Here is a 12,145-nt window from a genome sequence, read left to right on the forward strand (position 1 = left end):
TCCTCTCCCTAACTACTTGTTCTTACCAGAACAGCTCTTCATGACCGTTCAATTGCGCAATGCCTTCGGCGAAGAAATAGTCGCCGTAAATAAGCGGCACATCAATATTTCTGCCTTCCGGATAATGACTCGTGCCGTGCAGGATCAACCCTTCCTCATCGCTGCGGTCCCATGCGCCGTAATTCGTATACAGCGAATGCAGCATGCGCTCTCCGGCATCATGATAGAGCGAGCTCTCTTCCTTGCGCACCAGCCTAGCGAGCAGCAGCAGCCCCGAAGCGGCGCAAGCTCCGGCAGAAGAGTCGCGGTACTTGACGACTTCCGGCGGCAGCCTGAAATCCCAATGCGGCACATAGTCCTCCGGCAGATTCGCGATGAAGAAATGAGCCACGCGCTTAGCAGCATCCAGGAAGCGTTCTTCACCCGTATAACGAAAAGCCAGACTCATGCCGTATAGCGCCCACGCCGCCCCTCGCGACCAAGCGGAATCAGGCGCGTAGCCCTGTCCTCCATGAACACTCTGGCGCTCTCCGCTCTCCGGATCGAACACGACGATATGATTGACCGAGCCGTCCTGCCGGATGAAATGCTGGAGCACCGTATCCGCATGCGCCAGCGCCATATGCTTATACCTGGGATCTCCCGTAATGTCCGTCGCCCATAGAAGCAGCGGCAGATTCATCATGCAGTCGATAATCGCCCACCCTTCGTTGCGATCGCCCGGCTTCCATGGATTCCAGGCACGTATGAACTTCCCTTGCATGTTAAAGCGTCCGCTTAGCAGATTAGCAGCAAGCAAGCCTCTCCGCCGGCCCTGTTCATCCCCAAGCAGCTTATACCTCGCCACGCTTGTCAGCGTCCACATGAAACCGATATCGTGATCCAGCCGTTCATAGTCAAGAATGACTTGATCCAGCTGATTCTCGCACGATTCGGCCAGCTGCCGCAGACGCTCATCTTTGGTATCTCGATACACGAGCCAAAGCAGACCTGGCCAGAAGCCTGCCGTCCACCATGAAGCCGGCTCGAGTTTGTACATCCCCTCGACGCTTGCATGAGGAAATCCGTCACCTATCCGCAAGCTGGTGCTTGCAACCTTTTTCGCAATCTGCGACCAAGCTTCCACATGCCAATCCAATTGAGTTTCCATTGCTTCTACCCACTCCAATCTTTTTCTATTGCATCCTCTCTCCAACCAGTTTATAATCGAAAACTTCACCGGACTATAACAACATGCTGTACTTAGTGAACAAAGGTGCGGTTTTCATGTGAACGGTTGTGTGCATCGTTCAATATTCGACAAACACCCGCACAGCGCGGCTCTTTTCACAGAATTGTTCACATATATCAACTTTGTTCACTGCCGAAAGTGGAATTTATGCATAAAGTAGGGAACGCTCTACTACCGTATGCACTGTGCACAAGCTATAATTGAGCAGAAATGTACACACGCAGCAATGAAACATTATAGAGATTAAGGGGGAGTATTCATTGCGTTTGAACAGGATCAGAAGAAACGGCAAACTATACGTCAGACTACTGCTCGGTATTACCCTCAGCATCGTAATGGTGCTGCTGATCAGCTCGTCCGTGTATTACTTTTCATTCACCCGCATCCTTCAGGATAAAGCGTATGAGTCGGATCTCAGTAATCTAAGGGAGACCGGACAAGCCGTAGCCAAAACGACGGAAAGCGCACAATCGGTTGCTTTCCAAATTTATCGGAACAGCGCGATTGCCAAAGTGCTCTATTATCAAAATCCGAGCGCTTTTGACGAGCAGGCCGTCATGATCGATATCAGCAACTACTTAGCGACCATGCCTTATATCCAATCTATATATGTATATAATCCGACTGAGGATCTCTTCTATATATCAGCGCAAACCGGTCAGAGCGGTATTCTTGAACAAGGCGAAGTGAATGATGCAGGCATTATGGACATTCTCGACCACTATCAGGAGTATAAGCCGTTCACGCCGATTCCAAGGATCATCAAGGCAGTCAAATCGAATGCGGAGGATATAGGTGTATACACGTATCTCTGCTACGATGCCATCAGCTCCAACAAACAAATGAATTCCGCCGTAGTCGTCAACATCTCGGCTTCTTGGATCACTGGCGAGCTGGCGAGAAAAACGACTGACGGCTCTGCACGCACGCTGCTATTGGATGACCGGAATATCGTGCGTTCCGTGGGCGATCTTAAGCCTTTGCAGCTAAGCGAGCAAGACTTCGAGCTTATACAAGCAGCGCAAGAGGAGCCGAATACCGGATACACGATCGCCTCGTTCGAAGGCGTCAAATCGTTAATCTCACGCACCTCTTCTCCGCAATACGACTGGCACTACGTCCGCATTTCTCCATACGGAGAGATCGTTAAGGAAATGAAGTCGGTGAGGGTTACAACGCTGCTTATCGCCTCTTCCGTCCTGCTCGCGGGCCTGTTCCTTTCCTGGCTGCTCTCCCGCTACTTGTACGTGCCGATTAACAAGATTGAGAGCCGCATGGCGGATCTCGAGTCCGAACGAAGAAACAGCAGCTATACGATACGCCAGAACATTCTGCACAAGCTTGTTCAGATTCAAGAGTTCGACCCGCAGGTGCAGCTGGACAAGCTGCGACGGGCAGATATCTCATTCGATTTCACAAAGCCTTATCTGCTCATTTATCTGCGCATCGATCAGTTCGAGAAATTGAAGAAATATAATTCCAAAGATATGCTCACTTACAAATTTGCGATCATGAATATCGCGACGGAAGTTTGCTCCAAGAACTTCCGCGTCGATTCTATCGAGCTAGAGGATGACAGTATCCTTATGCTGCTCAATGTCGTAGATCCTGCGTTAGCGGAATCAGAGCCGCTTCATGCGATGCTCAGTGAAGTGCAGGCTGCGTGCCTCGAGTACATTCATATCGGCATCTCTGTTGCAGTAACGCCTATTACCGACGACCCGCACCAACTACATGCCATGTATAAGCAAGCCAAAGAAGCCTCCTTCCACCGCTTCTTCCAAGGCAGAAGCGCGGTGATCGAGACAGAGTCGCTTCAATTCTCCGAGGGCGTCGATTACTCCTTCCCGGTAGGCAAGGAGAAACGTATGATCGATGCGCTGATCGCAGGCAAGACCGACGAGGCCAAATCGCTGTTCACGGAAATCATCGGCGAGACCGCGCCGTATCCGGTCCGCGTCGTCCATTCGGCGGCTACGCATATGACCGTCGCGCTAGGCAACATGCTTAAGGAAATCGAGCGAAACGGCTCGCTGCAGCTAGGCTTTAACGCGGAGCTCGCCGTGCCGAAGATCGATGACTTCGAAACACTGGAAGAGATGACGGAAGCGTACTTCACGTTTTTCGACTTACTGAAATCCAAGCTGGTCGAGAAGCGCAGCGGCAAGCAAGAGGATCTCATACGGAAGATTACGCATCTTATTGAAACCCATTTCACTGATCCGAACCTTAGTTTGAACTACGTCGCGGACGAGCTGAACATGTCTTCCTATCACATCAGCCGCGTCTATCGCCAGCAGACGCTCACCACCATCGTCGACATGATTAATCATGTCCGTATGGAGAAAGCCAAGGAGCTGCTGACGACGACGGAATGCTCCGTATCCGACATCGCCGAGAAGACCGGCTATACGAGCAGCTCGTACTTCCATCGCATGTTCAAGAAAATATACGGCGTCACGCCGTCCGAATTCCGTAATGCTCACCCTAAGAAGAAATCGTAATAGATAGTGCCCGCAAAAAATGCGGCAGCCAAGTCGGAATACATCCGCGAGGCTGCCGCATTTCATTTGTACATCTAACGATTATTGCTGGCTAAACGTAGCGTCGCTCTTCTCGGTAGCCGTCGAGACGGGATCAATTCTTAGGTTATAGCTGGAATGCCTAATATACCGGGTAGGATAGTTGTAGGATTGGAACGAAAACTTACTGCTGTCCGCAAGCCCCGCTACTTTATAGAACGTAGCATCGGCAGCGAATGCACCTCCCGTGTTCGTCTGTGCAACGAGCACGTAGTTGTAGTGTCTCAAGAAAATGCCAGGATTGCTTTTCAATTGGAACGAAACGCCCGACGGATCTGCCAAGCCGGGAACCATGATCCACTCGGAATTCGCAAGCGTCGGATTTTCTACAATTTTTGCGTTACCCGCATCATTGGAGATATATCTCGTCGGGAAGTTATGCGACGTCCATCTCGTCGTCACCGCTGTTGTCGCTGGAGTTCCATAGATCTTGGCTTCCCAAAGTCTTGGCGTATACCAGTTGCCAGGGTTATTCCACAGATCGGCATTCACCATATTAACCCGTACATACCGCGCCGTTGCATAGAGCGAGTCCGAAGTAAACCCGTAAGTCGTATTGCTTGTACGATCCAGCGCTACCGTCCAATTCACATTGTCGAGACTCGTCTCGATCTTGTATTGGTAGAAGCCTTCGGAGCCGTTCATCATCCACCAGGAGAGATCAACCGTTTTGATCGTATAGTTCGCTCCAAGGTCTACCTGCCACCAATTCGGCCATGTTACGCTTGTCGCGACCCATTCCGTTTGGTAATTGCCGTCATTCGCGTAGCTTGCCGGATTGGTCCCTAAAGCGGACTGAGCCGTTGCCGTCTTGCCTTGGGAGATGAGCGTGCCGTTCGATACGCCGGATACGGCTCCCGTAGCGGCATCTATACTAACTTTCTCGTAGTAATCCATCGACGCCGTCGTACCGCTCAACGTCAAAGGAAGCCATACATATCTGGAATCGCCCAAAGCGCCTGAGTTCCAGCGATCACCTACATAGATATAGTTAGTTGCACTGCTGCCTTGCACGGTCAGAATGAAGGCGGATTGCGAATAGAAGGCAGATGAGTTGCCGATCGGCTGCAGCGCCGACCAAGGTCCGTTCAAACTAGTGGCTGTCGAATATTTCGCTTGGTTCGGATACCAGCCCGAAGCGCCTGAAGTAATCAAATAATAGACCGAGCCTTTCTTCACGATTGCCGGCGCTTCCCGATGATCGCCCTCGTAAATCATATTCATCTCGGAATCGATGGCCAAGTAGTCAGCAGTCAGCTTGTAGATTCTGAGATTGTAGTTATTGTCGGAAGAAGAGATGAGATACGCCGTACCGTCCGTATCCTTGAAGATCGTCATATCTCTGGACTGCATGCCGTTCGGCTGGAAGCTGCCATGGTAAGTGAACGGTCCAGTCGGCGAGGAGGATGACGCAACAGCTACCCGCGCAAGGGAATAGTCCGTTCCGTTCTCATAATGTCCCCACAGGACGTATTTGCCTGTCGTAGCGTTATAGATGACTTTAGGACGTTCAATCTTGGAGCTGGCAAGCTCCGGGGCGGATGCCGTCGTGAGAGCATTGCTTTGGAACGTCCAATTCTTCAGGTCGGTCGAGGAATAGATCGACACTGCCTTAAGATTCGCACTGTTATGGATCTTGTCCTCGCCGTACCAATAATAAGTAGATCCGACCTGAAGAATCGAACCGGCATGCGCTTGCAACGAAGCGCCGCTCGTGTCTTTCCAAGGTGTTCCGTTCGTAATGGTTTGCGCAGCTGCTTCAGTGGAAGTCGCGCCAAAGTTGAAGATACTAGCTGCAAAAACGAAAGCCAATAATAATTTGAATATCTTGCTCATAACAAATCATCTCCTCTTGGTTCGTTACTAACTCAGCATCAAAAACCGAAGACCTTTGTAAGCGTCTACATGAATAACGGAACTCCTTTCTTCCCTTATTCTTGCAAGCATGTGGTTACATCTATATTGCTACCATAATCATACAAACAATGACAGTGAACAATCTGAGTAAGCGTGAACTAATCACATTTTGCCCAGTTGAACAAATCTCGTACATTGTAAAAAAGTGCAACGGCGCGTTATTCGGCTGTTGTTCACATATAGAACAAGAGCTGCCCCTAGGTTAATAACCTTATGGGACAGCCCTTATTCTTAGTTAAATGCTATTATTGAATACCTGCTTCAGTGAGATAAGCAAGCCATTGCTTTTTGTAGCCCTCTTGAATTTTCTCAAGACCAGCTTGCTTCGCTTTCTCCATGAATGTGTTCAATCCTGCTTCCACGTCTGCCACTTGTCCAGCCATCAATGGGAACAGATATTGTTTCTCTACTTGCTCAAGCGCGGATCTCTCTGCTTGATATTCCGTGTAGTCTTCTGCAAAGCCCGTGTAGATGTCTGGTACTTGAATAGCGTCCAACTCGTCAAAAATCTTTTTCACGCCGTCATAGCTTGGCTCGAACAGCATGAATTCTGGATTACGCCATGCCCAGCCTTGCATGCCTTCACGAGGGAAGCCGTTCGTGTTCGCGTCGCCAACCATTTTGTAGTGACCGTCTTCTACCGTGTAGTTCACGCCTTCAAAGCCGTATTGCGCAAGCAGGTTATAACGTTTGTCCGTTACAAGCTTCTCGTAGAATGCAAGCGCGCGCTCTGCGTTGTCGCTGCTCTTCGGAATAGCGAAACCGTTGTGGATCGGGTGAACCGGCGTTGCATAGCCATTCGTACGGCCGTAAGGCGTGTAGCCCAGCTCCCAATCCGGGTGAAGCGACTTCATTTGTTCTTGCGTGCTGTTGTAACGAGTCGGGTTATCGCCTAGCATAGCGGCAGCCGTTCCGTTTTTCAGCTTATCTTGGGACGTTTCTTTTTCGTTCAGCTCGTTTTTGGAGAAGTAACCTTTGTCTGCCCAGCTTTTGAAACGTTTCAGATCTTCCAAGTGCTCAGGGGAGCCCCAGTACGAAGTGACTTCGCCCGGTTTTTGGTACGTAGCGAATACGCCGTAAGGCAATGCTCCAACAATTTTGCGTTGGAAATCCAGATAGGCATCGGACAAAGCTTGATCAATTGCTCCGCCAATCGTTACTGGTTGAATCGAAGGCTCATTTTGCTTAATGCCATCCAGGTATGCTTCGAAAGTAGCCATATCTACAGGAGTCGGCAGATCGTATTTCTTGCGCAGATCCTCACGCCATACGAAGCCGTTCGTTACATACTCTTTGTACGTTGCAGGAACGGTGAAGATTTTGCCATCGATACGAACGGCATCCCACATATCCTTCGGCACGAAGGAGTTAAGCGTTGGAGCTGCTGTTGGAAGCAACGGCTCAATATCTAAGAATGCGCCTTTTTTCGCGTATTGCTGATATTGCGTCCAGTCCGCTGTGAAGATCAAGTCAACGTCTTGGCCCGTGGAGAGGAGCAGCTTGTACTTTTGATCCCAGTCTGTCCAAGTCGTGAAGTTGAATTTAACCGTCGCGTTCAAATCTTCAAGTGCCATTTTATTAATCTCTGCTTCAACCTTAGGCAAATCTTTAGGTGCGTTGCCGAGCATGTAGAACTGCAGTTCTACCTTCTTGGAAGTGTCGATGCCCGCTTTTTCGCCGCCGTCTGCCGGTGCGTCTGTTGCCGCCGTATTGTTCGTTCCTGTATTGCCAGTGTCGTTACTCTTGTTGTTGCCGTCGCCATTGCTGCTGCAAGCGGCCATTGTAGATAGGAGCAATACAGATGAAAGCATAATACCTGCCGCTTTTTTTGTTTTTCCTAACATGTGAATCCTCCCTTTTCATGTGTAATATCTATGTTAGCCGAAATCTGGTTGCCCAAACAACGGTTCTAACCTTTGACCGCGCCAATCGTTAAGCCTTTGACAAAATAACGCTGAATGAATGGATACAGCAGTAGGATCGGTCCTGTAACGACGATGGCCATGCCCATCTTCATCGATTCGGTTGGAACGCCCTCCGACAATACGATGCCTGCGCCCGCTCCAATGTTGCTCAAGAAGGCGGAAGTATTAATGATGTTATATAAGTAGAATTGGAGCTGGTATTTCGTTGCGTCGTTAATGTACATCGCTGACGAGAACCAGTCGTTCCAATAGTGAAGCGCTAGAAACAGGCCTACAGTTGCCAGTCCGGGAATGGCGAGCGGCAATACGATCCGGTAATAGATCAAGAAGTCGTTCGCCCCATCGATCTTGGCCGATTCTACGACTTCATCCGGTACGGCGGAGCTGATGAAGCTCCTCATTAGGATGATGAGGAACGGCGTCATTAACGACGGCCAAATGAGCGCGTACATCGTATTCGCGAAATCCAAGTAGTTGGTGATCAGCATATAATAAGGAACAAGTCCGCCGCCGAACAATGTCGTGAAGTAGATCAGGAACGAGAACAGGTTGCGGTACTTGAAATCTTTGCGCTGTAGGACATAACCCGCCATTGTCATAAGCAGCAAGCCAAGCACCGTACCTACGATCGTTACGAAGGTCGTTACGCCGTAAGCGCGGAACAGCTCGTCCGGCACCTGGAAGATGACTTTATAGCCCTCGAGCGAGAATTCCGACGGGAAGATCGTGTAACCATTTTGCAGAATAGATGCATTGCTTGAAAGAGATGCCGACAGAATTAGGATGAACGGCAGAATACATAAGATGCTGCCCACTAGAACGACTGTATAGGCGATTAACCGAAACCACTTTGTGGCGCTATCTTCTCTAATTTTCATATAAGCTCCCTCCTAGAACAGTGCGTAATCTTTGTTGATTTTACGGATGATGGTGTTAACGACCATGATGAGCGTGAATCCGAAGATCGATTGGTACACGCCGGCAGCTGTCGCCATCCCCATATCGAACGTTACACGCAAGGAGCGGTATACATAGGTATCCAGAATATCCGTTGTGCTGAACAGCAGGCCGTTGTTGCCGACCATTTGGTAGAAGAGGTCGAATTGACCTTTCATGATGCTTCCTAGCGAGAACAGCAGCAGAATCGCGAACGTGTTCTTCAGCATTGGAACGGTAATATGCCAAGCGCGTTGGAAGATGTTCGCTCCGTCGATCTTCGCGGCTTCATAATATTCTTCGCTAATTCCCGTAATGGAAGCTAAGTAGATAACCATGCTATAACCGAAGTTCTTCCATAAGAAGAACATGATAATCAAGAAAATCCACAGCTTCGGTTTGCTGTATACGTCTACCGGCTCTGCTCCAAACTGCTGGAGCACGGTGTTAATAACCCCTTGCTCGTAGTTGAACAAGTTGAATACGATAACGCTTAGAATAACGAAAGATACGAAGTAAGGAAGGAACAGTGCCGATTGCGTAATCTTCTTGAACCATTTCCCTTTGACCTCGCTAAGCAGTACCGCAACCGTTATTGATAAAAAGTTTACTAATAAGATGAAAGCGACGTTGTATCCGACCGTATTGAGCGTAAGCTCGGTTAGCTTGCCTGACTTCCATAGAAATTCGAAATTTTTCAGCCCGACGAATTCCATTTGGAAAAGGCTCGTATTGAAGTCGAATTGTACGAACGCATAGTAGATCCCGATCATTGGTAGATAGTTATTGATGAGAAAGTACAATAACACCGGCAATAACATTAGAAACAATATCCGGTTCGTGTATAGCTCCCGCAAAACTCCTTTTTTCTTTAACATGCTTGTTTACTCCCTCCTACTGGTTCTGAAGCTTGTGACTGTACTTGCGTGTTCAACTGCGTGTTCAACTGCGTGTTCTCCTTACGTGCTTATCTAGCGTGTCTGCCTTATGTGGCGTCTGACCGTGAATCTTGTCGACGCCTTGGCCCTGAGACCTACTATAGTTGACCGACAATGTTCTACATAGTGAAAATCCGCTTCACTGCTGAACATTTCGCAGTTTTGGACAGTGAACGAATCTGACATTTCTGCACAATAGCAGCTTTGTGCAATACAAAACGGCTGTTCACTCACTTTTGTGCAGCATGAAGAAAGCCCTGTGAACGTAATGTTCACAGGGCTTTCTTCATCTATCAATTGCTTAGTTCTAACCTCAATGATGAAAATTCCTGTTCTCTCCTCTCAAGGAGAGGTTAGCCCCTTAAGGTGAACATTTTCCAATCCGGCATGCGTCGTCCTCATGATGTTGACCATTTCCGTATACGGCTGATCCTGCTGATTGACTAGGCCCACGTTATAGCTTTCTCCGTCCGTACGCCCGGTAACCGGCTGGTCATAGTAGGAATACCAGCCCGAGCCGACAAACAATGGATGCACAGCCTGGCTTTCCGTAAAAGCTTGGTATGCCAATCCTCTTTCCCTTATGCTTGTTGTCATCGTAGCCAAGCTGAAATAAGAAAGTCCGCGTTCGGACGAGCCGAAAGTATGCTCCAGATTCAATAGGGGCTTACCGTAACCTTCGTATCTGGAAATCCAGCTTCCGTCTCTTGAATAACTGTCAACGGAAAAGGCGTCAACATAATCCATAGCCGCATGATCCCAATCCAGGCTGGTACGCCAAGTTGGAACGATGGACGTGCCCAGGAACAGATGGTTAGGATCGTATTTTTTAATAATGTCTTTGATCATGGAATGGTACGTTCTGGACGCCAGCCTGATATATTCCGATACGTCGGCCGCGGGAACTTTGGCGATATCGACCGGGATATCCTTTAAAGCGTCGAATGATGCAGCGTTCGTGCCCAGCTTCTGATTTACCAAGGTTAAGCTGCCATTATATCTTTGCGCAAGTAAATCAACGAATGCGCTTTTCGCCGGAGAGGACGATGAGTAGGACAGAACCTCTTTTACGATATCGGTAGTCCAGCCCGCTTCGTTATCGTAGGTATAGCCGATCAACCATTTGCTGTTTCTCGCATTTTGAAGCTGCGCCTTCAGTGCGTTCTCGATGATGGGTCCGCTCTGCGGATCAAATACGTCGTACGTCCATAGGATCCTTCTCAAATTCGAGGGGTCCTGCAGCGATTGAATGAACGGGAACGTCACGTTTTTCGGTTTGGTCCACTTGCTGAACGTGTTAAACCCCCACTGAATCAAACGCTTCTTCGTGATATCCTCCCATTTCGACTCAAAGTCGCTTCCGTATTTTTTCATGACATTGGCGACGACGAAACTGACGTATTCGCCGCCCGCATCTTTGGTGTAGGCAGGTGCGTAAGCGGTACGATCGGGCAATTGCTCGAAAATCTGCTTGAGGGTGCCGTCCGGTTTCAGGATCGGCGTCTTATACCCGGCCTCCCACAAACTTGTTGCATCCACTCCTTTAACAATAAAGGGATATCCGTCCGGCGTAATAAACCACCATTTTCCGTTGATGGCCTGAAGCCTGAAGTAACCGGTGCTTGTTTGCTTTCCTAAGCTTTTAAGGCCTCCATATTGATCATATTTCGTGGCGTCCAGAGAAATATTCGCCAAGGCAGCGGCCTCATTGGCATATTCCGTCCGCAACTGTGTTTCGGTTGCGACCTTTCCCGGCCAGGTTTCATTCATCCATTGACCGAACCTGTCCGCCAGCAGGGCCTCTTTCTTCAGTTCGGCTTGCAATCCTTCCTGAATAAGTGCAGGACTCGGATTTTGCCCCTCAACGCCCGAACCTCTATAAATCTCGATTTCCGTCAGCGGAATATGTTGATAAGCTTGGGTACGCCTAATGTTCAGCACGATGAACCTGGCCGTCACGTTCGACATCGGGACGGTGACCGAATAGTTCAAGTCGGTTCCCGTTCTTACGTGTCTGGTTGCAATGTAATACCCGGTCGCCGACTCGGGACGGTACTTTACGGTAATGTCCTTAAATCCCCAATATTTGTTGGGTGAATTCAACACGATGCGAATCTGATTCAAAGGGTAGTCCTTCAACAAATCAATAACTACATTTACGGTTGAATGCGAGGTTGCGCTACCCATCCAGCCCGCATAAGCCGGGGTTCCGTCGAACAAGACGCCGTCCGCCGCGGATATAACCCCGGACCCATTCCAGTCGGGAGAGTTCCCTCCGTTCGGAGCAGGGCTATGAAGATAGTTCCCTGTCTTCAGCATGATGCCTTCCCCTTTAATTTTATCGATTGGGACAAAAATGGCTGTGGCGACAATTGCTAGCAAGAACGTTAGTATACCCTTGCGATTATACTTAGATCTTCTTTTCATATTATGTTGAGCCTCCGATTGGCGTGATACTCAAGTTATCGTAATCTCAAATGGATAATATTATAGTCATGTTTTCTCATTTTTTCGGTATTTCGCCGATATTAGGGAACCATGTCGATATAAAAAAAACCACATGGAGTTGTTACACTCGCATGTGGCTATCTATCCGGGGTATACCCGCCTTTTCTC

The 12,145-nt window shown here is 49.0% G+C and carries 7 protein-coding genes; 1 reads left to right on the forward strand and 6 read right to left on the reverse strand.

Annotated features, from left to right (window positions below; genetic code table 11):
* Positions 1-22: 22 nt before the first annotated feature.
* Positions 23-1,150, reverse strand: coding sequence for a glycoside hydrolase family 88 protein (locus AC0YN0_RS16095; RefSeq protein WP_475822161.1), 1,128 nt, complete (start codon positions 1,148-1,150; stop codon positions 23-25).
* A 341-nt stretch (positions 1,151-1,491) separates the two neighbouring features.
* Here AC0YN0_RS16095 and AC0YN0_RS16100 point away from each other — a divergent pair, with 341 nt between their 5' ends.
* Entirely contained in the window at positions 1,492-3,735 is a 2,244-nt protein-coding gene (locus AC0YN0_RS16100) for a helix-turn-helix transcriptional regulator (RefSeq protein ID WP_475822162.1), read from the forward strand.
* Positions 3,736-3,816: 81 nt separating this feature from the next.
* On the opposite strand, the gene AC0YN0_RS16105 is transcribed toward AC0YN0_RS16100, so the two are convergent.
* The 5 genes from AC0YN0_RS16105 to AC0YN0_RS16125 all read right to left on the reverse strand — a co-directional run bounded on the left by AC0YN0_RS16105 (position 3,817) and on the right by AC0YN0_RS16125 (position 11,956).
* The gene (locus AC0YN0_RS16105; protein ID WP_475822163.1) at positions 3,817-5,649 is read right to left on the reverse strand and encodes an AbfB domain-containing protein; all 1,833 of its coding nucleotides are present in this window, start codon (positions 5,647-5,649) and stop codon (positions 3,817-3,819) included.
* A 326-nt stretch (positions 5,650-5,975) separates the two neighbouring features.
* Positions 5,976-7,574 (reverse strand): extracellular solute-binding protein, encoded by a 1,599-nt coding sequence (locus AC0YN0_RS16110; protein ID WP_475822164.1) that lies wholly within the window; start codon positions 7,572-7,574, stop codon positions 5,976-5,978.
* 65 nt (positions 7,575-7,639) lie between these two features.
* A complete protein-coding gene (locus AC0YN0_RS16115) occupies positions 7,640-8,533 on the reverse strand; it encodes a carbohydrate ABC transporter permease (RefSeq protein ID WP_475822165.1) in 894 nt (297 codons plus the stop codon).
* Between the two features lie 12 nt (positions 8,534-8,545).
* Positions 8,546-9,469: an ABC transporter permease gene (locus AC0YN0_RS16120; protein ID WP_442048166.1), complete on the reverse strand. Its 924-nt coding sequence runs from the start codon at positions 9,467-9,469 to the stop codon at positions 8,546-8,548.
* A 402-nt stretch (positions 9,470-9,871) separates the two neighbouring features.
* On the reverse strand, positions 9,872-11,956 hold the full coding sequence (locus AC0YN0_RS16125) for a hypothetical protein (RefSeq protein WP_475822166.1): 2,085 nt from the start codon (positions 11,954-11,956) through the stop codon (positions 9,872-9,874).
* Positions 11,957-12,145: the final 189 nt, after the last annotated feature.

The sequence above is a fragment of the Paenibacillus sp. J22P218 genome, from assembly GCF_056269195.1.

What these genes read in the sequence shown, in the direction of transcription:
- AC0YN0_RS16095 (WP_475822161.1), bottom strand. Translation starts at nt 1,150, where the DNA reads ATGGAAACTCAATTGGATTGGCATGTGGAAGCTTGGTCGCAGATTGCG.
- AC0YN0_RS16105 (WP_475822163.1), bottom strand. Translation starts at nt 5,649, where the DNA reads ATGAGCAAGATATTCAAATTATTATTGGCTTTCGTTTTTGCAGCTAGT.
- AC0YN0_RS16110 (WP_475822164.1), bottom strand. Translation starts at nt 7,574, where the DNA reads ATGTTAGGAAAAACAAAAAAAGCGGCAGGTATTATGCTTTCATCTGTA.
- AC0YN0_RS16115 (WP_475822165.1), bottom strand. Translation starts at nt 8,533, where the DNA reads ATGAAAATTAGAGAAGATAGCGCCACAAAGTGGTTTCGGTTAATCGCC.
- AC0YN0_RS16120 (WP_442048166.1), bottom strand. Translation starts at nt 9,469, where the DNA reads ATGTTAAAGAAAAAAGGAGTTTTGCGGGAGCTATACACGAACCGGATA.
- AC0YN0_RS16125 (WP_475822166.1), bottom strand. Translation starts at nt 11,956, where the DNA reads ATGAAAAGAAGATCTAAGTATAATCGCAAGGGTATACTAACGTTCTTG.